The organism is Pseudomonas sp. PD9R (assembly GCF_019200975.1).
GTDB lineage: Bacteria > Pseudomonadota > Gammaproteobacteria > Pseudomonadales > Pseudomonadaceae > Aquipseudomonas.
On record NZ_JAHTMR010000004.1, the window covers coordinates 12395 to 37353 of the forward strand.

A 24959-nucleotide genomic window follows, 5' to 3' on the forward strand; every position below is an offset into this window, starting at 1 on the left:
CTCCTACAGGGGATGTGTTGGGTCAGGTGTTCTTGTGGCGTTTGCGCACCAATTTCATCACCACCACAAAAAACACCGGCACGAACACCACGGCCAACGTCGCCGTGATCATCCCACCAATCACCCCGGTGCCGATGGCTTGCTGGCTCGCCGAGCTGGCGCCGGTGGCAATCGCCAGCGGTACCACGCCAAGGATGAAGGCCAGGGAAGTCATGACAATCGGCCGCAGTCGCAGGCGCGCGGCTTGCAGTGTGGCGTCGATCAGGTCGTGGCCTTCGTCGTACAGGCTCTTGGCGAACTCGATGATCAGGATCGCGTTCTTCGCCGATAACCCGATAATAGTGATCAGCCCGACCTTGAAGAACACATCGTTAGGCATTCCGCGCAAGGTCACGGCCAGCACTGCGCCGAGCACGCCCAGCGGCACGACCAAAAGCACCGAGGTCGGAATCGACCAGCTCTCGTACAGCGCCGCCAAACACAGGAACACGATCAACAGCGACAGACCGAGCAGGATCGGCGCCTGGCTGCCGGACAAACGTTCCTGCAACGACAACCCGGTCCACTCCTGCCCCAGCCCCGCAGGCCCCAAGGCCACCAGGCGTTCGATTTCCGCCATGGCTTCACCGGTGCTGTGGCTGGGCTTCGGTTCACCGGAAATACTGATCGCCGGGTAGCCGTTATAGCGAGTCAATTGCGCCGGGCCCTGGGTCCATTTGGCCTGGACGAACGCTGACAACGGCACCATTTTTCCGGCGTTGTTGCGCACGTGAATCTTCAGCAGGTCCGCCACCTGGCTGCGCTGATCACCTTCAGCTTGCACCACCACCCGCTGCATCCGCCCCTGATTGGGGAAGTCGTTGATGTAAGCCGAACCGACGGCCGTGGACAGCACGCTGCCGATGTCGGAAAACGACACGCCCAGCGCATTCGCCTGTTTACGGTCGACGATCAATTGCACCTGCGGCGCTTCGGCCAATGCACTTTCGCGCACGTTCATCAGGATCGGGCTCTTCTCGGCAGCCGCCAGCAACTCGCTGCGCGCCTGCATCAATGTGGCATGCCCGAGGCCGCCGCGATCCTGCAAGCGAAACTCGAAACCGCTGGAGGTGCCGAGTCCGTCGACGGGGGGCGGCAGCACGGAAAAGGCCATCGCGTCCTTGATCTGGCTCAACGCGATGTTGGCCCGGTCGGCAATCGAACTGGCCGAGTCGTCGGCACCGCGTGCGGACCAGTCTTTCAACGTGGTAAACGTCAACGCCGCGTTCTGGCCGCTGCCGGAAAAGCTGAAGCCGAGAATCACCGTGCTGTCGCCCACGCCGGGTTCGGTGGCGTTGTGCGCTTCGATCTGCTCGACCACCTGCACCGTGCGGTTCTTGCTTGCGCCCGGTGGCAGTTGAATGTCAGTGATGATGTAACCCTGGTCTTCCACCGGCAGGAACGAAGAGGGCAGGCGACTGAAGCACACCCCCAAACCAATCAACAGCACGCCATAGATCAGCAGGTAACGCCCGCTGCGTTTTAACGCGTAGGCAACCCAACTCTGATAGCGCTCGGTGAACGCATCGAAACGGCGGTTGAACCAGCCGAAGAAACCACGTTTTTCGTGATGCTCGCCTTGGGCAATCGGCTTGAGCAAGGTCGCGCAAAGCGCCGGAGTCAACGTCAGGGCGAGGAAGGCCGAGAACAGAATCGAAGTGGCCATGGACAAAGAAAACTGCCGGTAAATCACCCCGACCGATCCCTGCATGAACGCCATTGGGATGAACACGGCCACCAGCACCAGCGTAATGCCGATGATCGCCCCGGTGATCTGCTTCATCGCCTTGCGCGTCGCTTCCTTGGGCGACAGGCCTTCAGTGGCCATGATCCGCTCGACGTTCTCCACCACCACGATCGCATCGTCCACCAGGATGCCAATCGCCAGGACCATGCCAAACATGGTCAGCACGTTGATCGAGAAGCCCAGCGCCAACATGGTCGCGAACGTGCCCATCAGCGCCACCGGCACCACCAGCGTTGGGATCAGCGTGTAACGGATGTTTTGCAGGAACAGGAACATGACGGCAAACACCAGCAACATCGCCTCGCCCAAGGTGTAAACCACTTTGGTGATCGAGACTTTGACGAAGGGCGAGGTGTCGTAGGGAATCTTGTATTCCACGCCCGCCGGGAAGTAGCGCGATAGTTCATCCATCTTCGCCCGCACCAGCGTCGCTGTGCTCAGGGCATTGGCGCCCGGCGACAATTGCACGCCGACGGCCGTCGACGGTTTGCCGTTCAGCCGCGTAGAGAACTGATACTCCTGACTGCCGATCTCAACCCTGGCGACATCACCGACGCGCACGGTGGAACCATCAGGATTGGCTTTGAGCACGATGTCGGCGAACTCTTCGGGCATCGACAACTGGCCCTTCACCAGAATGGTCGCGGTGATTTCCTGGGTGGTGCGGCTGGGCAAGTCGCCAATGCTACCGGCTGACACCTGAGCGTTTTGAGCAACGATAGCGGCGTTGACGTCGCCCGGCGTGAGGTTGAAACCGACCAGTTTTTGCGGGTCGATCCAGATGCGCATCGCCCGTTCAGCGCCGTACAGTTGCGCCTTGCCGACGCCGTCCAGGCGCTTGATCTCATTCATGACGTTTCGCGCCAGGTAATCGCTGAGCGCAACGTCATCGAGCTTGCCATCGCTGGAGGTAAGGGTGATCAGCAACAGGAAACCGGCAGACACTTTCTCTACCTGCAAACCTTGTTGGTTCACCGCTTGCGGCAGGCGCGACTCGACGATTTTCAGGCGGTTCTGCACATCGACCTGGGCCATTTCCGGGTCGGTGCCGGGCTGGAAAGTCGCCTTGATCGTCGCGCTGCCGAGGCTGCTTTGGGATTCGAAGTACAGCAAGTGGTCAGCGCCGTTGAGTTCTTCCTCAATCAGGCTGACAACGCTCTCGTCCACGGTCTGCGCCGAAGCGCCCGGGTACGTTGCGTTGATTTCGATTTGTGGCGGCGCGACGTCGGGGTACTGCGCCACCGGCAACTGCGGAATGGCCAATGCACCGGCCAGCAAGATGAACAGTGCGACCACCCAGGCAAACACCGGTCGGTCGATAAAGAACTGCGGCATAAAAAAGCGTCCTGCTTACTGGCCAGAAACCTGGGCAAGTGGAAGAGGGGAGTCGTCGATCTGCACTTTTTCGCCGGGGCGCGCATGTTGCAGGCCTTCGATGACGATGCGGTCACCGGGCTTGAGTCCGCCGGTGACGACCCACCGATCGTTCTGCACCGGGCCCAGTTCGACCGGTTGCAGCCCGACCCGTAGTTCGTCGTCGAGCAGCAGCACTTGCGCCACACCCGCGCTGTCACGCTGGATGGCCCGCTGTGGCACGCTGATGCCTTGCTGATTGACCGCTTGCTCCAGGCGTACACGCACGAAACTACCGGGGAGCAGGTCGAGGTCCGGGTTGGGGAACTCGCTGCGCAGGATGATCTGCCCGGTGCCCGGATCGACCGTGATGTCGGTAAACAGCAGCTTGCCCGGTAATGGATAGAAACTGCCGTCGTCCTGAATCAGCGTGGCTTTGGCTTGTCCCTGACCGACTTCTTTCAATTGGCCGGAACGGAACGCGCGGCGCAGTTCGTTGAGCTCGCGGGTCGATTGGGTCAGGTCGGCGTGAATCGGGTTCAGTTGCTGAATCAATGCCAGCGGCGTGGTTTCGTTCTGCCCGACCAGTGCGCCTTCGGTCACCAGTGCGCGGCCAATGCGTCCGGAAATCGGTGCGGTGACGGTGGCGTAACCGAGGTTCAATTTCGCTCGTTCCAAGGCAGCCTTGTTGGCCGCGACATCAGCGGCGGTTTGCCGCGCATTGGCCCGGGCGTTGTCGTAGTCCTGGCCGCTGATGGCCTTGTCGTCGATCAACTGGGCGTAGCGCTGTTCTTGCAGCCTGGCCTGGAACGCGTTGGCGTCGGCCTTGCGCAGCGCGGCTTCGGCACTGTCGAGGTCGGCTTTGAACGGCGCGGGGTCGATGCGGAACAGCACGTCGCCCTTTTTCACGTCGCTGCCTTCACGAAAGGCACGTTGCAGCACCACACCGGCGACACGGGCGCGCACTTCGGCGATACGCGGCGCGGCAATCCTGCCGCTCAGTTCGCTGCTGATCGACAGCGGTCGGGCTTCGATGGTTTCGATGCGAACGGTGGCCAATGGCGCCTGTTCTTCGGCGTTGGAGGATTTGTCGCACGCGCTCAGCGTCAACGCCAGCGCCACGAGACTGAGCCTGGCAAGCAGATTCTTTGACATGAATGACCCCAATAATGACCCCAGCATCCTACTGGGCGTCGGCGAGGGTAGCGGTGAAGCTTTGTAGGTGCTGTGTGAAATTGTGTAAGGGTTTTGCTCAGGTGGGCGTTCGGGCGTATATCCTTCTGGCCTTGAATCTTATTGCGCCTGTTATGCCGCCTTCGCGGGCAAGCCTCGCTCCTACAGGATTTGCGCGGTCCCGGATTGACGCATGACCTGTAGGAGCGAGGCTTGCCCGCGAAGAGGCGCTAATGGTCGCCACTGCACTTTCTGGAACACCCCATGCCCAACATCCTCCTGGTCGAAGACGACACCGCACTCGCCGAGCTGATCGCCAGCTACCTGGAACGCAACGGTTACAGCGTCAATGTGATCGGTCGCGGTGATCAGGTGCGCGAGCGGGCGCGGGTCAGTCCGCCGGACCTGGTGATCCTTGACCTGATGCTGCCAGGGCTCGATGGTCTGCAAGTCTGTCGCTTGCTGCGCGCCGATTCGGCGACGCTGCCGATCCTGATGCTCACGGCCCGTGACGACAGCCACGATCAAGTGTTAGGCCTGGAAATGGGCGCCGACGACTACGTCACCAAGCCCTGCGAACCGCGAGTGTTGCTGGCACGAGTGCGCACCTTGTTGCGGCGCAGCAGCCTCGGCGAACCGCAGACCGCTAACGACCGAATTCTAGTGGGCAACCTGTGCATCGACCTGTCCGAGCGCACGGTGACCTGGCGCGATCAATTGGTGGAGCTGTCCAGCGGCGAATACAACCTGCTGGTGGTGCTGGCCCGGCATGCCGGCGAAGTATTAAGCCGCGACCAGATTCTGCAACGCCTGCGCGGTATCGAATTCAACGGCACCGACCGCTCGGTGGACGTGGCGATTTCCAAATTGCGGCGCAAGTTCGACGACAACGCGGGCGAGGCGCGCAAGATCAAAACGGTGTGGGGCAAGGGTTACCTGTTCAGCCGTTCCGAGTGGGAATGCTGAGACGATGTTCAGAATCCTCTTTCGCCTGTATGTGGTGACCATCGTCTCGTACAGCGCGGCGATTTATCTGGTGCCGGATCTGGTGGTCAAGGTGTTCCACGAACGCTTTGTCACCTACAACCTCGATTATTCCCGAGGCTTGCAAAGCCTAATCGTTAAACAGTTCAAGGCGGTGCCTGCTGCACAATGGCCGGCGTTGGCCGCCGACATGGACAAGGAATTCAATCCGCTGCACATCGTGCTTAGCGGCAACGACGATGCCGGCTTTTCCCACGATGAGCAGCAGCGTTTGCAGCGCGGCGAGAACGTGGTGCGCATCGGTGACTGGGGCTGGCGCACCCTGGCGGTGGCGCCGCTAAACGAGCGCACCGTAGTGCAAATGGTCGTGCCGCCGGATCCGATGGACGTCAATCTGTTGTACTGGAGCATCAACGTGTTGATCGGCGCGACCATGCTCGCGTGCCTGTTGCTGTGGTTGCGCCCGCACTGGCGTGATCTGGAGCGGCTCAAAAGCGCGGCTGAACGCTTCGGCAAAGGTCATTTGAGTGAGCGCACGCAGATTGCCGCCAGTTCCAACATCGGCAGCCTGGCCAATGTGTTCGACACCATGGCCGGGGACATCGAAAACCTGCTGAACCAGCAACGGGACCTGCTCAATGCGGTGTCCCACGAATTACGCACGCCGTTGACGCGCCTGGATTTCGGCCTGGCCCTGGCCCTGTCCGATGACTTGCCCGCAACCAGTCGCGAGCGCCTGCAAGGGTTGGTCGATCACATTCGCGAACTCGATGAGTTGGTGCTGGAACTGCTGTCTTACAGCCGCCTGCAAAACCCGGCGCGGGTACCGGAGCAGGTCGAGGTATCGCTGGACGAATTCATCGACAGCATTTTGGGCAGCGTTGATGAAGAGCAATCGCCGGATATCGTTATCGATGTATTGCTCCACGGCCAACTCGAACGCTTCAGCCTTGACCCGCGCCTGACCGCCCGTGCCCTGCAAAACCTGCTGCGCAATGCCATGCGTTACTGCGAAAAACGCATTCAGATCGGCGTGCAGGTCTGCCCCAAGGGCTGCGAGATTTGGGTCGACGATGACGGAATCGGCATTCCGGATATTGAGCGCGAACGGATTTTCGAACCGTTCTACAGGCTGGATCGCAGCCGTGATCGGGCGACCGGCGGGTTTGGCCTGGGACTGGCAATCAGTCGGCGGGCACTTGAGGCGCAGGGTGGGACCTTAACCGTCGAAACCTCACCGTTGGGTGGCGCGCGATTCAGGTTATGGCTACCCACCCCGGCTTAACTCGCCAGCCAAACGACGATCAAAATGTAGGAGCTGCCGAAGGCTGCGATCTTTTGATTTTTTTTAACGACAAGATCAAAAGATCGCAGCCTCCGGCATCAGGCGCAATCAGGCGCAATCAGGCGCAATCAGGCGCTTAAACGGGTGCGCAATACCTTGGCCATCCCCTCAAGCTCTGCGGCCGGGTTATGCCCGATTAGCATCCACGCGTGCTCCATGTCCGCCCAATAGACAATGTTCAGCCCGCGTCGACGTTCCTGGGCGAAATGCCGGCTGCCCGTATTGGAGCGAGTGATGCACAGCGCGAGCGGGCCGTGGACCGGATCGAGGTAGGTGATCTGGGCAATGGGCACGCCATCGTATTCAAGGATTTGCGCTCGCTTGAGTTCGATGCGCGGCAAGCTCAGCTGTACGGGCGCGATGTTCAGGCCCAGGCGTTCATCGAGGGTGCGCAATTGCGCGCTCTGGCCGGCTTCGTCGCTGGGTAAGTGATCCAGGGTTTGCGGCACATAAAGCGACATGTAGTCCGCCACCAGGCCGCGCCAGTTGTGTTTCTGCTGGCTCGCTTGCCAACCCAGGAACAATCGGTCCGCCACCACACTACCGGCCACCAGCCCGGCCGCCGCCGCGAGAAACCAGCGGCGACTCATCGGCGGGCGAGCCGGTGAGGGCAGGGTGTCGAGCATGGCTTGCAGGCGATCGACCGGGGCCTGTCGATTCAACTGGCTGTAAGCTTCCTTGAACGGCAGGCTGCTGCGGTTCAGCCATTGCAGGCGCAGGCCGAGCATCGGGTCTTCGGAGATGGCGGCGTCGATGCGCTGGCGCTGTTCGGCGTCGAGCTGGTCGTCGAGGTAAGCCACCAGTTGCTCGTCCGAGAGTTTCGCGTTCATCGACGTTCTCCGGTGGAAGGGTTTGGCACGGACTGTAACGGCGGATACTCGGCCAGCTTTACCCGGGCGGCCGCCAGGCGGCTCATCACGGTGCCGATGGGTATTTGCAGCACTTCGGCGACTTCGCGGTAGGACAAGCCTTCGACGTACGCGAGGAACACCGCCTCGCGTTGCATTTCTGGCAGTGCGTCGACGCGGCGGATGACCTGCGACGCCAGCACATGAGTCTGCGCCGCGTATTCACCATCGAACGACAAAGCGCTGTCGGCATCCACCAGGCCCTCGCCGATACGCACCCGGCGCGCACGGACTTCGTTGACCCAGATCGAATGCAGAATGCTCATCAGCCAGCGGTCCATTCGCGTGCCGGACTCAAATTGCCCGGCCCGCTCCAGCGCCCGCACACAAGTGGCCTGCACCAGGTCCTCGGCGACATGCCGTTGTCGGGACAACAGCAAGCCGTAGCGCCATAACCGCGCCAGGTGTTGGCTCAACTCTGTCCGTATTGCCTGATCGCTGGCGATGGTGACCTCCGCCCGTTCGGGGTGTCAGGTTTTCGATGAATCGTTGATGGCTTCGGCAAGGTCCTGGTATTCCTCGCAAGCGGTGTTACCGCAAATCGACTTGATCCGCTGTAGCTGTTCCTGCGCTAGATCCAGCCGACCTTTAACCACATAGGCTTCGCCCAGGTATTCACGGACTTTCGCGTACTGCGGGTCAAGTTTGACTGATTGCAGGTAGTAACCGATGCCTTCGTCGGTGCGCCCCAGTTTACGCGTGGCATAGCCGCGATAGTTCAGTGCCTTGGCGGTATTTGGGTTTTCGAGTGTATCGAGCAGGGCCAGCGCTTCTTCATAGCGTCCGTCCTTGGCCAGTTGATAAGCGTAGTCGGTACGATCCTCGTCCGGCACCAGTTTGCTGGTCTGCAGGACGCACTTGCGCGCCTTTGAGTCGAAAACCTGCCCTCTGGGGCACTGGGGTTTGGCCGGGGAGTCATCACCGCCGCCGCCACCACTGGCCAGCGCCAATGGGCTGGAGAACACGACCACCAACAACAAAGGCGCAAGGTAAAAACGGCTATTCATGGGAACGCTCCATAGGGTCAAGGGTGGGACATCGAACAGGCCGAAAACATTGAGACGTGCTGTTGGCACCCGGTAATAGGTAAACACCGCACCGTGAACAATTATTCATTTCTTTCCAGGATTCTTTGCAAGGAAAGCTCAAATCGAAGGGTTATGCTCGTCAGCATTGGTCATTGATCTGGAGTTTCGTCATGAAAAATCAGGTTCATCACTCGGCGGCGGCCGGCTATAAAACCGGTGCCGATACCTATGTGCGCGGACGCCCGGATTACCCGTCGCCAGTGGCCGACTGGCTCACCCAAACCCTGGGATTGAACGCGGACAAAGCCGTTGTCGACCTCGGGGCCGGCACCGGCAAGTTCACAGGCCGGCTGCTGGCCACTGGCGCGCAAGTGATCGCCGTGGAACCGGTGGCACAGATGCTGGAAAAGCTATCCGAAGCCTTTCCCGAGGTGTTGGCCGTAAACGGCACCGCGGCGGACTTGCCGCTGCCTGATGCTTCGGTGGACGTGGTGGTGTGTGCCCAGGCATTCCACTGGTTTGCCAGTACTGACGCGCTGGATGAAATCGCCCGAGTGCTCAAGCCCGGCGGCAAGCTTGGGCTGGTGTGGAATCTGCGTGATACCCAAGTGGGTTGGGTGACGAAACTCGATGCGATCGTCAATGCCTTGGAGGGCGACACCCCGCGTTATTACACCGGCGCCTGGCGCAAGGTATTTCCGCACCCGGCGTTTGGGCCGCTTGAGGCGCAGCATTTCAGCCATGGGCACACCGGCCCACCGGAAGACGTGATCTTCAATCGCGTACGCTCCACCAGTTTCGTTGCCGCGCTGCCGGGTGCCGAGCGGTCGAAGATCGACGAACAAATCCGTTCGCTGATTGAGAGCGAGCCTGAATTGCGTGGGCGGGATGTGGTGACCGTGCCTTATGAAACGGCGGCGTTTGTGGTGGTCAAGGGAGGTTAGAACGGTGGTGCGGCTGTTCGCGGGCAAGCCTCGCTCCTACGGCATATCCGCCGCCTGTAGGCGCGATGCTTGCCCGCGAAGGGGCCTATCCCGACACTCAATGTCCCAAATTAGTCCCGCATTTGGCCGAACCACTGCCTTACTGCCCACCTAGATGCCTTGTTATAGTTCGGGCCTCTTTTTTGCCCGCTAAAGGATCACTGGCATGTCTGAATACACAGCGTTCAACGTCGAACTGGTCGATAAAATCGCCCATGTACAGATCAACCGTCCGGAAAAGATCAATTCGATGAACGCTGCGTTCTGGAGTGAAATCGTCGAGATTTTCCAGTGGATCGAAGACACCGACGAAGTGCGCGTGGTGGTGCTCAGCGGTGCCGGCAAGCATTTTTCTTCCGGCATCGACCTGATGATGCTGGCCGGCGTGGCCAATGAACTGGGCAAGGATGTCGGGCGCAACGCGCGTCTGCTGCGACGCAAAATCCTCAATCTTCAAGCTTCCTTCAATGCCGTCGACAACTGCCGCAAACCGGTGCTCGCGGCCATTCAGGGTTATTGCCTGGGCGGTGCCATCGACCTGATCGCCGCTTGCGACATGCGCTACGCCGCCGAGGACGCGCAATTCTCGATCAAGGAAATCGACATCGGTATGGCTGCCGATGTCGGTACGCTGCAACGCTTGCCGCGGATAATCGGTGACGGCATGCTGCGTGAACTGGCTTACACTGGTCGCACTTTCGGCGCCGACGAAGCGCGTGGCATGGGCCTGGTCAATCGCGTTTATAGCGACACCGCCAGCCTGCTCGACGGCGTCATGGGTATTGCCCGCGAGATCGCGAGCAAGTCGCCGATTGCCGTCACCGGCACCAAAGAGATGATCAGCTATATGCGCGATCATCGTATCGATGATGGCCTGGAATACGTCGCCACCTGGAACGCTGCCATGCTGCAATCCACTGATCTGCGCGTGGCCATGGCTGCCCATATGAGCAAACAGAAACCCGAATTTCTGGATTGATTGAAAAATGACTTCACGCTGGACCACTGCAGTACTGGACACCGAGCAACCTGGCGGTTGGGCCGTGGCGCGTAGCCCGGAAGGCTTTTTGTTCGATGACAACGGCGCGCTGTTTGCGCGTGAATGGCTCAAGCGTCAGGACCTGTCTATTCTCGCCGAACATGGCATCGGCCACCTCGATGGCGAGCCGGTTTATCTGCTGGAATTGCGCGGTCAAAGCGAAGTACCGGGCTGCAACTGGAAAGGCCTGCGGGCGTTCATGCTCGAAGGCGACCACACGCTCTACAAGGTGCTCGGGTATGCCGCGCAGATTGGCACCTGGGCTCGCGAACATCGTTTTTGCGGTAACTGCGGGCAGGCGACGCATCAGGTGGTGCGCGAGCGGGCGATGTATTGCGAACCGTGCGATCTGCGTTATTACCCACGGATTTCACCGAGCATGATTGTGCTGGTGACCCGGGGCGACGAGATTCTGCTGGGGCGCTCACCGCGTTTTGTGGCCGGGGTCTACAGCACGCTGGCGGGGTTTGCCGAACCAGGTGAGTCGGCCGAGGACTGCCTGATTCGCGAGGTTCGCGAAGAAGTGAGCATCGAGGTCAAGAACATCCAGTACCTGGGCAGTCAATGCTGGCCGTTCCCGCACTCGATGATGCTCGGTTTTCATGCTGAATACGCCGGTGGCGAAATCGTCTGTCAGGAAGACGAGATCGAAGACGCCCAGTGGTTCAACGTACACGCGCTGCCGCCGTTGCCGGCGTCACGCTCGATTGCCCGTTACCTGATTGACGTCTATGTGGCGCGGCGCTTAGGCCACGCTGAACCAGTGTTGCCAGGCTAGCCGCACGGTCAAGCCCAGCACCACGGTAATGAACACCGGACGAATGAACTTCGCGCCGCCGCTGATGGCGGTGCGCGCGCCAAAGAAGGCGCCGACCATCAACGACGAGCCCATGCTCAAGCCGATGATCCAGTCCACCTGGCCGGAAAAAATGAAAATCGACAGCGCCGCCGCGTTGCTGACGAAGTTCATGCTGCGCGCCACGCCGCTTGCCTTCACCAGGTCGATGGGGTAGAGCAGCAGGCTACTGACGGTCCAGAACGCGCCAGTGCCGGGACCGGCCACGCCATCGTAGAAACCGAGGCTGAAGCCTTGGGTCGATTGCCACTTTTTCTTGATCGGTGCGTCGCTGTCCAGCGGCGCTTGTGGCGTACCGCCAAACAACAGATAGACGCCGCAGGCAAAGACGATCACCGGCAGCATTTTGTTCAGCCATTCTGCCGGCAGGTAGTGCGCGACCACTGCACCGGCCAACGCGCCGACCAGCGTGCCGAGGATGGCGTGGACCCACTGCCGGGGATGGAACAGTTTGCGTCGGTAGAACGTAAAACTGGCGATGGCCGAGCCAAACGTCGAACTGAGCTTGTTGGTGCCCAGCACCAGATGGGGCGGCAGGCCGGCGGTCAGCAAGGCCGGGGTGGTCAACAGGCCGCCACCGCCGGCGATGGCGTCGATGAAGCCGGCAACAAATGCGACAAGGGCCAGAATGGCCAGGGTGGTGAGGTCAACGCTGAGTTCGAAAGGCATGGAATCGGCTTAATCGGCGGGTGCAGGAAAAGGGCTGCGGGAAGGTGCGACATCTTACCCATAACCGTTTCTCCGGGCGACCTTATGCTTATGTAGGAGCTGCCGCAGGCTGCGATCTTTTGATCTTGTCTTTTAAAAAAACAACGTCAAAAGATCGCAGCCTGCGGCAGCTCTCCTACAGGGGGGAATAGTATTTAGAGACCCAAGTCAGACAAGCTCGCGTGATCATCGGGTCGACGACCCAGCGGCCAGTGGAACTTGCGCTCGCTTTCCTTGATTGGCATGTCGTTGACGCACGCGAAGCGGCGGGCCATCAGGCCGTCTTCGTTGAACTCCCAGTTTTCGTTGCCGTAGGAACGGAACCAGTTACCCGAATCGTCGTGCCATTCATAGGCATAACGTACCGCGATGCGGTTGTCGGTGAATGCCCAGAGTTCCTTGATCAGGCGGTAGTCGAGTTCCTTGGCCCATTTACGGCTCAGGAAGCCTTTGGCTTCTTCGCGGTTGTAGGCGAATTCGGCGCGGTTACGCCATTGGGTGTCCAGGGTGTAGGCCAGCGACACCCGTTCCGGGTCGCGGGAGTTCCAGCCATCTTCGGCCAGGCGAACTTTTTCGATGGCCGATTCACGGGTAAATGGCGGCAATGGCGGACGAACTTCGGCGTTAGACATTCAATGTCTCCCTATCAAGTTAAAGTTCCAGCAAGTAGTCGGTCTTGAATAAGTTATTACAGGTCCAATAACTTCCGTGCCATGCATTGCGCATTATCGGCGGCACTGTAGTCACCCATGACAAGTGCGACGGTGATGGCTCCGTCGATCAGGATCAGCAGCTGTTTGGCCAGCGTCTCCGGATCTTCAGCGCCATGTTCGGTGCACAGCTCGCCCACGTAGTCGAGCAGCTTCTGTTTGTGGTCTTTGGCGACCAGACGAACCGGGTCCTGCGGATCGCCGGTTTCGCCGCTGGTGTTGATGAAAGCACAGCCGCGAAAGCCATCGGAGACGAACCAGGACTTGAGCACGGTAAACAGATTGAGCAGCCGGTCGGTCGGGGTTTCGGCCTGGTCGACGGCGTTTCTGTACCAGTGCATCCATCGCAGGTCGCGGCGTTGCAGGGCCGCGACAGTGAGCTCCTCCTTGTTGGCGAAGTAGCGGTAGATGCTTTTTCGGGAAACACCGGCGGTTTTCACCAGAAGATCCATGCCGGTGGCTGCGATGCCACTTTTGTAGATCAACTTTTCGGTGACATCCAGAATGATGTCGCGTGTTTCGTTGCTGCTGATATCGTTCATGTGCAAACAGTAGAACGATCGTTCTCCTTGGTCAATGTGTTTTTTGGAATCAAAAAATCGCAGCCTTCGGCAGCTCCTGCAGTGACCGGTGCAGGAGCTGCCGAAGGCTGCGATCTTTTAAATGGTGTGGGGCGGCCACAAGACCCAAACCAATCCATGGTGTAAGCTCTCTGACTCTTCGGATTCGACCCATTGCGAGCCCTATGCCGTCGCTTTTCAAACGCTCTCTGCTGCCCAAACTGCGCAGTTTTCCGCTGACCGCCGATGCCGTCACCATCCTTTCTGGCGCTGCCGAGTTCCGCCGTTGCCTGCTGGAAAAAATCGCCAGCGCTACCCAGCGTATCTATATCGTTGCGCTGTACCTGCAACAGGACGAGGCCGGCCAGGAAATTCTCGATGCCTTGCACGCCGCCAAACTGGCGCGTCCGGAACTGGATGTGGTGGTAGTCGTTGACTGGTTGCGTGCCCAGCGCGGTTTGATCGGTGCTGGCAAGCAGCCGGGCAACTCGGCCTGGTATCAGGAAATGACCCGCACCCACGCAAGCGAAGTGCCGGTTTACGGCGTGCCGGTGCAGACCCGCGAACTGTTCGGCGTCCTGCATTTGAAGGGCTTCGTAATCGATGACTGCGTGATCTACAGCGGTGCGAGCCTGAACAACGTCTACCTGCACAAGTTCGACAAATACCGCTACGACCGTTATCACTTGCTACAGAACCGTGCCCTGGCCGATTCGATGCAACACTTGGTGCAGCACGGTCTGGTCGCCTCCAAAGCGGTGCATCGTCTTGACCTGCCGAACCTGCCGACCACCCGCAGCTTGCGCAACGACATCGGTGACCTGCGCAGCCGTCTCAAGCATGCGGCGTACGACACCACCCAAGGCAGCACGGACAAAAACATTCTGTCGGTCAGTCCCTTGCTTGGCGTCGGCAAGAACAACCCGTTGAGCCGGGTGATTGGCGAGTTGATCGCCGGCGCCCAGCACCAACTGACTATCTGCACGCCGTACTTCAACCTTCCCTTGGCCGTGACCCGGGAAATCAATCGGGCACTGGCGCGGGGTGTGAAAATCGACATTGTGGTGGGCGACAAGACCGCCAACGATTTCTACATCCCATCAAGCGAGCCGTTTAAGGTGATTGCGGCGCTGCCGTATCTTTATGAAATCAGCCTGCGCCGGTTCGCCAAACGTCATCAACGCAACATCGACAGCGGGCAGTTGAACCTGCACCTGTGGAAGGACGGCGATAACACCTACCACCTCAAAGGCATGTGGATCGATCAGCGCTACACCTTGCTGACCGGCAACAACCTCAATCCGCGGGCATTCCGCCTCGATCTGGAAAACGCCTTGTTGATCGATGATCCCAAAGGCGAGTTGCTGGAACCGCGTCGCACGGAACTGGCCGAGATTTTCCAGCATACCCGGCGCATTGAGCGTTATCAGGACCTCGAAACCTTGCTTGAATATCCTGCCGCTGTTGCCAAATTTCTCAAGCGCGTCAGCCGCGTGCGCATCGAGCGTTTGCTTTACCGGATTCTGTAAGGCGTACGCGCCGTTGCGAGTCAAAAGACCCCGGGTGAAGACTCATCCAGGGTAGAGCGTTTTTTAGTAGTTCCTTTGAAGTGTGCCGAATAGGCTGGGTTCGAGCACACTCTCAAAAGGAATTCAGATTGACACTTCACGCGCTCTCGACAACCACCCCGGGTTCCGTCTCACAACCTTTTCCAGTCCAGACGCCTGCAGCCCAAAGCCGGTTATCGACGCCTTGGGTGATGACGGACTCGCCGTACAACCGTTGAGTACAGGCGCACCCATGCCGACCAATTGCTCCACGCTGCACACGATTGGAAGATAGCGATGAACCAGTTTGCGATTCTCTACGGAGACCGATCTACCAGGCCGAGCTGGTAGAACAACGGCCTGCCTGACGGCAGGCCTCAATCAGCCCGAACAAAAAAACTGATACTCCCAGCGTTAGTTCAAACCCAATTTCCCACGCAACGTCGACAAGTCCTCAGCCAAAGTATTCACCGGGCCTACCAGTGCCTTGCGGTCGTTTTCCTTCACTTTGTCATAGGTCTCGAAACCGCCATCCTTGGTTTTGTACTTGGCCAGGACTTTGTCCACGGTTGCAAAGTTCTTGTCGACTTTGGCCACGAACGCAGCGTCTTGCTTCTCGATCTGCGGACGGAACAGGTCGACGATTTTCTTCGCGCCGTCGATGTTGCCCTGGAAGTCATAGAGGTCAGTGTGGCTGTAGCGATCTTCTTCGCCGGCGATCTTGGTCGCGGCGACTTCTTCAAGCAGTGCAGCGGCACCACCGACGACCTTTTCCGGTGGGAAGGTCAGGCCGGCGACGCGGGTTTGCAGGTCTTTGACGTTATTGTTCAGGCCATCGGCCAGCTCGCCCAGACCCTGGGTGCTTTTTTCCGTAAACAGCGTGTACTCGATGCGATGGAAACCGGTGAAGTCTGCGGCTTTCACGCCTTTTTCGTGGTCGTCGACGCGCGAGTCGATGGACGCGTCGAGGTCGCTGAACAGCTCGGCGATCGGCTCAATCGATTCGTAGTAAACGCGGGTTGGCGCGTAGAGTTTTTTCGCCGTGGCCAGGTCACCTTTTTTCACCGCATCGGTGAACTGCTGGGTGTGGCTGGCCAGTTCGTCCAGTTGTTCGTTGACGTAGATCTTGTAGTCCGAGACCGGTCCCACCAGATCCATCGGCGCTGTCGCAGCAAAAGCCGAAAGCGGGGTGTTGAGCAAGCCTAGGGTCAGCAGTAACGCGAGTGGCGACTTTTTCATGGGACGGTTCCGTGTTGGAGTGGGTTATGTGGTTGTTGTTGGTTGTGTGGCGTTGAGCAGCGAGCGACCGATGAAATCCTTGTCGCCAGTAACACCCGGCAAGGTGAAGAAATAACCGCCGCCGACCGGCTTGAGGTATTCCTCCAATGGCTCGCCGTTGAGTCGGGTTTGCACGGTGATGAAGCCTTTCTCCAGATCGGCCTGGTAGCAGATGAACAGCAGTCCCATCTCCAGCTGACCGTTCTTGTTCACCCCGTTGGAGTAGTTGAACGGTCGGCGCAGGATCAGGTTGGCCTGAGTGGCGGCGGTGCGCGGGTTCGCCAGGCGGATATGCGCGTCGAGTTTGGTCAGCTTGCCTTCCGGGTCCGTGGTGTAGTCCGGCACTTCGGTTTCATGCTGGCCGCCCATGGGCGCGCCGCTGCTTTTGACCCGACCGAGAATGCTTTCCTGTTCCTGCAGCGGCGTGCGGTCCCAGCGCTCGACGAAGTTGCGGATGATCCGCACCGCCTGATAGCTGCCGTTGGCCGCCCAGGCCGGTTCATCGTTGCCGGGTTGAACCCAGACGATGTTGTCCATGGTGTTGGCATCGTTGGAGTTCGGGTTGGCCGATCCATCGCGAAAACCCAAAAAGTTGCGCGCGCTCTGCGCCGGGACTCCGGGTTTCGCCGGGGCCTGGGGCGGTACGCTGCCTTCTTGCTTCCAGCGCACCAGCAGCAAGTCCGGGAGGTTTTTCACGATGTCGCGCAGGGCGTGAATGTTGGTGTCGGTGGTGTTGGCGCAAAATTGCAGGCTGAGGTCGCCGTGGCAGCAATCGGGTTCCAGCGCATCGTTGGGAAAACCGACCATACGGATCAGCCGTTTGGGCTTGGCGCCTTCCAGACCAAAACGCTCATCGAACAGTGAGGCGCCGACGGAGACGGTGATGGTCAGGTTATCCGGTGTCACCACTGGCCCGAGAATGCCCGAATCCACCGGTGGCAGTTTCGGATCGACCTGCGTGACTGGGCCGCCTTCCATCAAGAACGCGATGCGCTTGTTGAGGGTACGGAACAGTCGTTCCAGGTCTTCGCGATCGCTGGCCAGCACATCAAACGAGACCAGCATGCCGGACGCCGGGCGCGGGGTGACAATACCGGTCTGGTGCGTGCCGTGGAACGCGTGGCGGTCTTCGGTGCGGTCGCTGCTTGGCGCCTCGGTCACCTGCGCGGGGCTGGCGGCCATGGCCGGGCAGCTCAGCGCCGAGCCGGCGAGGGCGACACCGGCGGCGCCCATGCCCATCAAGACCCGGCGACGCTGGAGATTGAATTGCTCTGAATCGTTCATCTAAAAGTCGTCTTCTGCTTACAGGCCGGAAAGGCCAAGGGCGGGATCGATTCCATCGAGTGCAGCGGCCAGTGCCTTGGCCTTGTCGGCAATCTGTTTGCGTTGCTCGGCGCTGATACTGTCGTAGCTGGCGTAACCCTCCTTGAGCTTGAAGCCGTTGAGCTCGGCCTCGAAGGCGCTGAGCGCGCTGTCGATCTTCGGCAGCAAATCGGCGGCAGATTTGACCAGCAAGGGGCGCAGCAGCACGACAACTTTGTGTGCGGCGTCGAGGTTGGCGGCGAAGCCGTTCAGGTCGGTGTGGCTGTAGCGTTCTTCTTCGCCACTGCTGGCGCGGACATCGGCGATGCTGTTGAGGTTGCGCACGACGATGCTGACCAGTTGCTCCGGTGGCAGCGACTGTGCCAACAGCTGTTGTTTGAGGGTGGTGACATCGACGACCAGCCGTTGGGCCACCGGCACCATGCCGTCGAGGTTGCGTTGCTGGAACAGCGCAAATTCAAGGCGATGGAAGCCGACGAAGCTCGGGTCCTGTTCGCGTTTTTCGAAATAGTCGGCGCGGGCGTTGATGCCGTTGTCCAGCTCGGCCAGGCGCTGGGCAGCCGGTGCGATTCGTTGATAAGCGGCGCGAGCCGGGGCGTACAAGGCTTGGGCCTGGCCCAGGTCACCGGCGTCGATCGCTTGTTCAAGCGCCGTAACGGCCTTGATCAGCGCGTTGCCCTGGCTGCTCAGGTACACACGAAACTCCGACAACGGCCCGACAAACGCGACCATCGAAGGCTTGGCCTTGGCAGCCGCGTCGGACGCCGCCGTCGGGGTGACGTGCAAGGAGCCGCGCGGGTTGCTCAGCAGGCCGCAGGTGATTGTGTAGTCGCCGGGCAACAGGTTGGCGTTGATCACTTGGCTCAAACCGGGTGCGATGTTTTCCCGTTCTTCGATCACCAATACGCCGTCGAGAATTTCCCATTCCACGGCACGGTCGGAGCGATTGACGATACGGAAACTGGCGCGACCGGCCGGGACTGTCAGCGCATTCGGCTCGCAGCTGTGTGGGTGGATGGTCACCAGCACTTCGTCGTGGTTGGCCAGACGCTTGGCCGCCGCCATTTTCGAGGCGTAGTAGAACAGGCCGCCGGCGGCGATCATCACGATCACCGAACCGGCCACCGCCCAGCGCAAGGCGCGGGGAGGGGAAGCCTGGGGTGGGGCTTGATTTGGCATGGTTGCCCTTACTGACTGGAAATTACCGCTGAGAAATTTCAACGCCCATGCCCCCTGTAGGAGCGAGTTTGCTCGCGAAAAAACCGAGAGCGCCACAGGGTTTCAGGCATGCAGCGTCATCGTTAACGATCATCGCGAGCAAGCTCGCTCCTACCAGGGGGTGGGGCCGGGAGAAAGAACATCACCAGCGCCACCAGCAGATAAATCAGATAAGCGCCGAGGGTGCTGACGGTTGGCGCGTCCTGATATCCGAACATGCCGGCCAGCACCGAGCCCAGCGGGCCGTCCATCGGCAACGTCGCGCTGAGGTCGAAGAGTACGGTTTGCAGGTGGTTCCAGAGCCCGGCTTCATGCAGTGCTTGCACGGAGTTGGAAAGGATTCCGGCGGCCACCACGAGAATGAACAGACCGGTCCAGCGAAAGAACGCGCCGAGGTTCAGGCGCATGCTGCCGGTGTAGATCAGGAAACCGATGATGATTGCCAGGATCAGGCCGAGCAGGGCGCCGATCGGGGCGGCCGGGCCCTCGCTTTGCTGGAACACCGCGAGCAGGAAAAACACCGTTTCCAGGCCTTCACGGGCCACGGCGAAAAACACCATGGCAATCAGCGCGGTCACTTGATGCTTGGAGCCCGTCAGCGCGTGATCGAGAGAGACGTGCAGCGAATGCTTGATCGAACGCGCGACTTTGCGCATCCAGAACACCATGGAGCTGAGAATGCAGACGGCCACCAGGCCGACCACGCCTTCAAACAGTTCCTGTTGTTTCTGCGGAAATTCGGCACTGACCAGCTCAAGACCGCCGCCCACCAGCAGGGCGAGGGCAGCCGCGAGGAACACGCCGATCCAGACGGCGGGCATCCACTGGCCGCGGCCGGTCTGTTTGAGGTAGCTGGCGATGATGCCAACGATCAACGCGGCTTCGATGCCTTCGCGCAGCATGATCAGAAAAGGAACGAGCATTCAGCACCGTGACGGGATAGATAGGGTGCTAATTTGTAACATAATGACACTCATTCCCATATGGGAGCGATTGACAATTACCTGAACGTAAGCTGAACAAATCAAAAGATCGCAGCCTTCGGCAGCGCCTACACCGATCTCTGTAGCAGCTGCCGAAGGCTGCGATCTTTGATCCTGGCTGCGCTAATATGCCCACCACTCAAACAACAGGGCTCACCTCGCTCAATGGCTGAAAAAGACACCATTTCCATTCAACTGGTGCGTGAAGCGCTGCTGCAAAGTTGCGCCCCGGGTGTTGCCACCGAAGAGGTGTTGAACAAGGTCGGCATCGATCCGGCTCTTCTGAACAGCAGTGATGCCCGGGTGCCGGCCAGCGATTACGCGCGGCTATGGCGTTTGTTGGCGCGACGCGGGGATGATGAGTTTTTCGGCATGGACCCGCGCAGGCTCAAGTCCGGCAGCCTGGCGTTCCTTTGTCGTTGCGCGATGGTCCAGCCGAGCCTGGCGGCGGGCCTCACCAGTGGCCTGGGTTTTCTGTCGTTGATGCTCGAACACATGCCCGCTGAGTTGGTTCGTCAGCAAAGCCTGGCAGAGATCGTATTGCTGGAGGACGGCAAGGACCCGCGCCGCGCCTTCACCTATTTCACTTACTGGATGATCGTGCACGGCGTGGCTTGCTGGCTGGCGGGGCGGCGGATTCCGATTCTGGCCATCGAACTGCGCTGTGCGCAGCCGGATTTTTGCGACGATTACCAGGTGATGTTTTCCGAAAACCTGCGTTTCGACCGTCCGCGCACGCGGATGATCTTTTCCGCCGATTGCCTGGATGTGCCGATCAAGCGCAGCGCGGAAGAGCTCAAGCGCTTCCTGGCCCATGCGCCGGCAAACATTCTGGTGAAATACCGCGACCCGCAAAGTCTGGCCAGCCGGATCAAGCACGATCTGCGGCAACTGCCCGCCGAACAGTGGCCGGAAACCGAAGCCCTGGCGCAACAGCTGTGCATGTCGGCCTCGACCCTGCGCCGGCGTCTGGCCGAGGAAGGCCAGACCTATCAAGGGCTCAAGGACAGCGTGCGCAAGGAACTGGCCATCGTCTGGCTGGCCGAACCGGCCATCAGCTTCGCCGAAATCGCCGCGCGGCTAGGGTTCGCCGATGCCAGTTCGTTCTACAAAGCCTTTCGCAAGTGGTCGGGCTCCAACCCGGGGCATTACCGCAGCCTGATCCTCAACGAATCACCCTGACGAAACCCGACCTCCTGTAGGAGCTGCCGCAGGCTGCGATCATTTGATTTTGATCTTTTCAGAATCGCCGAGAAGCAAGATCAAAAGACCGCAGCCTGCGGCAGCTCCAGGTAGAGGGCTGGTCATTGTTCTTGGCCAAACCAGTCAAACAACTTGATAACTTTGACCATTGCCCTGCAACCCGCGCAGAGCGAGTATTTCCCTGTTAGTTACGGTTCCCCCAACCTAATAAAAACACAGAGGGATTCTGGCAATGCGCGATTACTTGTCTGCCACTTCACAGTTCAATTATCAGCACACCGTCGACGCCGCACTCGCGGGTGATCTGACGGCCGTCAATGCCTGCATCGAGTGTTGCGACCGGCATGCCTTGCCGGGTCGGATCGCGCTGTTCTGGGAAGGCCGCGATGGCTCCAGTGCGACTTACACCTTCAGTGACTTGCAAGACAAGGCCGCGCGTTTTGCCAATTTCCTCCTGGCCCAAGGTGTGCAAAAAGGCGACAAGGTCGCCGGTCTTTTGCCACGTAACATCGAATTACTCATTACAGTCTTCGCCACCTGGCGCATCGGCGCGGTCTATCAGCCGCTGTTTACAGCCTTCGGGCCGAAAGCCATCGAGCATCGCCTGGGCTGCTCCGGGGCCAAAGTGGTGGTAACCGACGCAGTCAACCGCTCGAAACTCGTCGAAGTCGCCGACTGCCCGACCATCGTCACCGTCGCCGGCCCCAAGGGGCAGGGCATTGTTCGTGGTGATTACAGTTTCTGGGCCGAACTGGCCAACCATTCCCCGGCATGCGAACCGGTCATGCTGACCGGCGAAGACCCGTTCCTGCTGATGTTCACTTCGGGCACCACCGGCCCGTCCAAAGCCTTGTCTGTGCCGCTAAAGGCCATCGTCGCCTTCCAGAGCTACACCCGTGATGCCGTGGATCTGCGCCCTGAAGACGCGTTCTGGAACGTTGCTGACCCAGGCTGGGCCTACGGCATTTATTTCGGTGTGACCGGGCCGATGTCCATGGGACACCCGATCACCTTTTACGATGGCCCGTTTACCCTGGAAAGCACCTGCCGGGTGATCAACAAGTACGGGATCACCAACCTCACCGGCTCACCGACGGCCTATCGTCTGTTGATCGCCGGTGGCGACGAATTCTCCAAGTCGATCAAAGGCAAGTTGCGCATCGTCAGCAGCGCTGGCGAGCCACTGAACCCGGAAGTGATTCGCTGGTTCGCCGACAACCTCGGCGTGGTCATTCACGACCATTACGGCCAAACCGAACTGGGCATGGTGCTGTGCAATCACCATGGCCTGGAACATCCGATTCACATGGGTGCTGCCGGTTTCGCCTCGCCGGGCCATCGCATCGTGGTACTGGATGATGAATACAAGGAATTGGGCGTTGGCCAGCCAGGCATCCTCGCTATCGACCGGACCCAGTCGCCCATGTGCTGGTTCGCCGGTTACGAAGGCGCGCCGACCAAAGCCTTCGTCGGCGACTATTACCTCAGCGGCGATACCGTCGAATGGAACCCGGACGGCAGCATCAGCTTCGTCGGCCGTAGTGACGACGTGATCACCACCTCCGGTTACCGCGTGGGGCCGTTCGATGTCGAAAGCGCCTTGATCGAACACCCGGCCGTGGTGGAAGCGGCGGTGGTTGGCAAACCCGATCAGGAGCGCACCGAGCTGGTCAAAGCCTTTGTCGTGCTCAGCCCGCAATATCGCGCAGGGCCGGAACTGGGCGAAGAGTTGCGCCAACACGTACGCAAGCGTCTGGCAGCGCACTCATATCCCCGTGAAATCGAATTTGTCAGCGAGTTGCCGAAAACCCCAAGCGGCAAATTGCAGCGCTTTATCTTGCGCAACCAGGAAATCGCCAAGGCTCAAGAGGCTGCGGCGAAGAACGTTTCAGCTTGAATCCAAGGAAACAATGATGCAGATCGAAAACAAGGTTTTTCTCGTCACCGGTGGTGCTTCCGGGCTCGGTGCGGCCACTGCTGAAATGCTGGTCGCGGCTGGTGCCAACGTGATGCTGGTGGACATGAACGCTGAAGCGGTCGCGGCGCAGGCCCAGCGTCTGGGCGCGCAAAGCGTGGTCGCGGACATCAGCGACGAAGCGGCGGCGGAAGCGGCGGTGCAGGCGACGATCAAAGCCTTTGGCGGCCTCAATGGTCTGGTCAACTGCGCCGGCATCGTGCGTGGCGAGAAGATCCTCGGCAAAAATGGTCCGCACGCGCTGTCGAGCTTCAGCCAGGTGATTAACGTCAACCTGATCGGCAGCTTCAACATGCTGCGCCTGGCCTCGGCGGCGATTGCCGAAACCGAAGCGGACGCCGATGGCGAGCGCGGCGTAATCATCAACACCGCCTCGGCAGCAGCCTATGACGGCCAGATCGGCCAGGCTGCCTATGCGGCATCGAAAGGCGCTATCGTCAGCCTGACCTTGCCCGCCGCCCGAGAACTGGCGCGCTTCGGCATCCGCGTGATGACCATCGCCCCAGGCATCTTCGAAACGCCAATGATGGCCGGCATGACCCAGGAAGTCCGCGATTCCCTGGCGGCCGGCGTACCGTTCCCGCCGCGTCTGGGCAAGCCGGGCGAGTACGCCGCGCTGGTCCGGCATATCATTGAAAACAGCATGCTCAATGGCGAGGTGATCCGTCTCGATGGTGCCTTGCGCATGGCCGCCAAGTAAGGAGGATTTGTCATGACAATTGCCAACGATCCAATCGTTATCGTCAGCGCCGTTCGCACCCCGATGGGTGGTTTCCAGGGCGAACTGAAAAGCCTGACTGCGCCACAACTGGGCGCTGCGGCGATCAAAGCCGCGGTCGAGCGCGCCGGTGTTGCGCCTGACGCTGTTGAAGAAGTGCTGTTCGGTTGCGTGCTGTCCGCCGGCCTCGGCCAGGCACCGGCACGTCAGGCTGCCCTCGGCGCCGGGCTGGATAAATCGACCCGCTGCACCACACTGAACAAGATGTGCGGCTCGGGCATGGAGGCGGCCATTCTGGCCCACGACATGCTGATTGCCGGTAGCGCTGATGTGGTGGTCGCCGGTGGCATGGAAAGCATGTCCAACGCGCCTTACCTGCTGGACCGCGCCCGCAGCGGCTACCGCATGGGCCACGGCCGCGTGCTTGACCATATGTTCCTCGACGGTCTCGAAGACGCCTACGACAAGGGCCGCCTGATGGGCACCTTTGCCGAAGACTGCGCCGAAACCAACGGCTTCAGCCGCGAGGCCCAAGACGAATTCGCCATTGCTTCGACCACCCGTGCGCAGCAGGCGATCAAGGACGGCAGCTTCAAAGACGAGATCGTGCCGTTGAGCGTCATGGTCGGCAAAGAGCAGGTACTGATCAGCAACGACGAACAGCCACCGAAGGCCAAACTGGACAAGATCACCGCGCTGAAACCGGCGTTCCGCGAGGGCGGCACGGTCACGGCGGCGAACTCCAGTTCAATCTCCGATGGTGCGGCAGCATTGGTGCTGATGCGCCGTTCCGAAGCCGACAAACGCGGCCTCAAACCGCTGGCGGTGATCCACGGTCACGCGGCGTTTGCCGATACACCGGGCCTGTTCCCGGTGGCTCCGGTTGGGGCCATCAAGAAACTGATGAAGAAAACCGGCTGGTCGCTGGATCAAGTTGATCTGGTTGAAGTCAACGAAGCCTTCGCCGTGGTCAGCCTGGTGACCATGAGCAAACTGGAAATCCCTCACGAGAAGGTCAACGTGCACGGCGGCGCTTGCGCCCTCGGCCACCCGATCGGTGCGTCCGGCGCGCGGATTCTCGTGACCTTGCTCTCGGCGCTGCGCCAGAAAGGCCTGAAGCGCGGCGTTGCAGCCATTTGCATCGGCGGCGGCGAAGCCACAGCCATGGCCGTTGAATGCCTCTATTAAGGCCCATTTAGGCTCTGTGTAGGAGCTATGTAGGCGCTGTCGAGTGAAACGAGGCTGCGATCTTTTGACGTTTATTTAAAAGCAACATCAAAA

22 protein-coding genes are annotated in these 24959 nt (G+C 60.0%); 10 read left to right on the plus strand and 12 right to left on the minus strand.

All coding sequences use genetic code 11. The features are described from left to right. Positions 1 to 22 precede the first annotated feature (22 nt). Together KUF73_RS10220 and KUF73_RS10225 are read right to left on the minus strand one after the other, a co-directional pair. Complete coding sequence (locus KUF73_RS10220) at positions 23 to 3121, minus strand: efflux RND transporter permease subunit (protein ID WP_218437925.1); 3099 nt, start codon at positions 3119 to 3121, stop codon at positions 23 to 25. Between the two features lie 15 nt (positions 3122 to 3136). Then, complete coding sequence (locus tag KUF73_RS10225) at positions 3137 to 4294, minus strand: efflux RND transporter periplasmic adaptor subunit (protein WP_218437926.1); 1158 nt, start codon at positions 4292 to 4294, stop codon at positions 3137 to 3139. A gap of 282 nt (positions 4295 to 4576) precedes the next feature. Here KUF73_RS10225 and KUF73_RS10230 point away from each other — a divergent pair, with 282 nt between their 5' ends. Both KUF73_RS10230 and KUF73_RS10235 read left to right on the plus strand, forming a co-directional pair. Next, positions 4577 to 5278, plus strand: coding sequence for a response regulator transcription factor (locus KUF73_RS10230; protein WP_218437927.1), 702 nt, complete (start codon positions 4577 to 4579; stop codon positions 5276 to 5278). A gap of 4 nt (positions 5279 to 5282) precedes the next feature. Further along, entirely contained in the window at positions 5283 to 6581 is a 1299-nt protein-coding gene (locus KUF73_RS10235) for an ATP-binding protein (RefSeq protein WP_218437928.1), read from the plus strand. Between the two features lie 128 nt (positions 6582 to 6709). Here the strand turns inward: KUF73_RS10235 and KUF73_RS10240 are convergent, their stop codons facing one another. Genes KUF73_RS10240 through KUF73_RS10250 form a run of 3 tightly spaced genes read right to left on the minus strand, consistent with a single transcriptional unit; the run spans position 6710 to position 8556 of the window. Beyond that, the gene (locus KUF73_RS10240) at positions 6710 to 7471 is read right to left on the minus strand and encodes an anti-sigma factor (protein WP_218437929.1); all 762 of its coding nucleotides are present in this window, start codon (positions 7469 to 7471) and stop codon (positions 6710 to 6712) included. Further along, on the minus strand, positions 7468 to 7965 hold the full coding sequence (locus KUF73_RS10245; protein WP_218437930.1) for an RNA polymerase sigma factor: 498 nt from the start codon (positions 7963 to 7965) through the stop codon (positions 7468 to 7470). The genes KUF73_RS10240 and KUF73_RS10245 overlap by 4 nt, the downstream gene beginning before the upstream one ends. Before the next feature lie 54 nt (positions 7966 to 8019). Continuing rightward, positions 8020 to 8556 carry a tetratricopeptide repeat protein gene (locus KUF73_RS10250; RefSeq protein WP_218437931.1) on the minus strand — a complete coding sequence of 179 codons (537 nt, stop codon included), beginning with the start codon at positions 8554 to 8556 and terminating at the stop codon, positions 8020 to 8022. A gap of 191 nt (positions 8557 to 8747) precedes the next feature. Here KUF73_RS10250 and KUF73_RS10255 point away from each other — a divergent pair, with 191 nt between their 5' ends. From KUF73_RS10255 to nudC, 3 genes are all read left to right on the plus strand, one after another. Beyond that, the gene (locus KUF73_RS10255; RefSeq protein ID WP_218437932.1) at positions 8748 to 9521 is read left to right on the plus strand and encodes a class I SAM-dependent methyltransferase; all 774 of its coding nucleotides are present in this window, start codon (positions 8748 to 8750) and stop codon (positions 9519 to 9521) included. 205 nt (positions 9522 to 9726) lie between these two features. Then, positions 9727 to 10539 (plus strand): crotonase/enoyl-CoA hydratase family protein, encoded by an 813-nt coding sequence (locus tag KUF73_RS10260; RefSeq protein WP_218437933.1) that lies wholly within the window; start codon positions 9727 to 9729, stop codon positions 10537 to 10539. Positions 10540 to 10546: 7 nt separating this feature from the next. After that, positions 10547 to 11377: an NAD(+) diphosphatase gene (nudC, locus tag KUF73_RS10265; RefSeq protein ID WP_218437934.1), complete on the plus strand. Its 831-nt coding sequence runs from the start codon at positions 10547 to 10549 to the stop codon at positions 11375 to 11377. Here nudC and KUF73_RS10270 read toward each other — a convergent pair. From KUF73_RS10270 to KUF73_RS10280, 3 genes are all read right to left on the minus strand, one after another. Then, positions 11345 to 12124: a TSUP family transporter gene (locus KUF73_RS10270; protein ID WP_218437935.1), complete on the minus strand. Its 780-nt coding sequence runs from the start codon at positions 12122 to 12124 to the stop codon at positions 11345 to 11347. The two genes, nudC and KUF73_RS10270, sit on opposite strands and share 33 nt — an antisense overlap. A gap of 194 nt (positions 12125 to 12318) precedes the next feature. Then, positions 12319 to 12795 carry a nuclear transport factor 2 family protein gene (locus KUF73_RS10275; protein ID WP_218437936.1) on the minus strand — a complete coding sequence of 159 codons (477 nt, stop codon included), beginning with the start codon at positions 12793 to 12795 and terminating at the stop codon, positions 12319 to 12321. 56 nt (positions 12796 to 12851) lie between these two features. Further along, positions 12852 to 13415, minus strand: a complete 564-nt coding sequence (locus KUF73_RS10280) for a TetR/AcrR family transcriptional regulator (protein WP_218437937.1) — start codon at positions 13413 to 13415, stop codon at positions 12852 to 12854. A 203-nt stretch (positions 13416 to 13618) separates the two neighbouring features. Here KUF73_RS10280 and pssA point away from each other — a divergent pair, with 203 nt between their 5' ends. Then, positions 13619 to 14962 carry a CDP-diacylglycerol--serine O-phosphatidyltransferase gene (gene pssA / locus KUF73_RS10285; protein WP_218437938.1) on the plus strand — a complete coding sequence of 448 codons (1344 nt, stop codon included), beginning with the start codon at positions 13619 to 13621 and terminating at the stop codon, positions 14960 to 14962. Positions 14963 to 15394: 432 nt separating this feature from the next. On the opposite strand, the gene efeO (KUF73_RS10290) is transcribed toward pssA, so the two are convergent. The 4 genes from efeO (KUF73_RS10290) to efeU all read right to left on the minus strand — a co-directional run bounded on the left by efeO (KUF73_RS10290) (position 15395) and on the right by efeU (position 19722). Beyond that, the gene (gene efeO / locus KUF73_RS10290) at positions 15395 to 16219 is read right to left on the minus strand and encodes an iron uptake system protein EfeO (protein ID WP_218437939.1); all 825 of its coding nucleotides are present in this window, start codon (positions 16217 to 16219) and stop codon (positions 15395 to 15397) included. A 24-nt stretch (positions 16220 to 16243) separates the two neighbouring features. Beyond that, positions 16244 to 17542, minus strand: a complete 1299-nt coding sequence (gene efeB, locus KUF73_RS10295) for an iron uptake transporter deferrochelatase/peroxidase subunit (RefSeq protein ID WP_218437940.1) — start codon at positions 17540 to 17542, stop codon at positions 16244 to 16246. An 18-nt stretch (positions 17543 to 17560) separates the two neighbouring features. After that, positions 17561 to 18760: an iron uptake system protein EfeO gene (gene efeO, locus KUF73_RS10300; protein WP_218437941.1), complete on the minus strand. Its 1200-nt coding sequence runs from the start codon at positions 18758 to 18760 to the stop codon at positions 17561 to 17563. Between the two features lie 122 nt (positions 18761 to 18882). Further along, a complete protein-coding gene (gene efeU / locus KUF73_RS10305) occupies positions 18883 to 19722 on the minus strand; it encodes an iron uptake transporter permease EfeU (RefSeq protein ID WP_218437942.1) in 840 nt (279 codons plus the stop codon). Between the two features lie 225 nt (positions 19723 to 19947). Between efeU and KUF73_RS10310 the strand changes: the two genes are divergently transcribed. The 4 genes from KUF73_RS10310 to KUF73_RS10325 all read left to right on the plus strand — a co-directional run bounded on the left by KUF73_RS10310 (position 19948) and on the right by KUF73_RS10325 (position 24866). Further along, positions 19948 to 20964, plus strand: a complete 1017-nt coding sequence (locus tag KUF73_RS10310) for an AraC family transcriptional regulator (RefSeq protein ID WP_218437943.1) — start codon at positions 19948 to 19950, stop codon at positions 20962 to 20964. A gap of 253 nt (positions 20965 to 21217) precedes the next feature. Then, the gene (locus KUF73_RS10315; protein ID WP_218437944.1) at positions 21218 to 22882 is read left to right on the plus strand and encodes an AMP-binding protein; all 1665 of its coding nucleotides are present in this window, start codon (positions 21218 to 21220) and stop codon (positions 22880 to 22882) included. A gap of 16 nt (positions 22883 to 22898) precedes the next feature. Continuing rightward, a complete protein-coding gene (locus KUF73_RS10320) occupies positions 22899 to 23660 on the plus strand; it encodes an SDR family NAD(P)-dependent oxidoreductase (protein WP_218437945.1) in 762 nt (253 codons plus the stop codon). A gap of 12 nt (positions 23661 to 23672) precedes the next feature. Continuing rightward, on the plus strand, positions 23673 to 24866 hold the full coding sequence (locus KUF73_RS10325) for an acetyl-CoA C-acyltransferase (protein WP_218437946.1): 1194 nt from the start codon (positions 23673 to 23675) through the stop codon (positions 24864 to 24866). Positions 24867 to 24959: the final 93 nt, after the last annotated feature.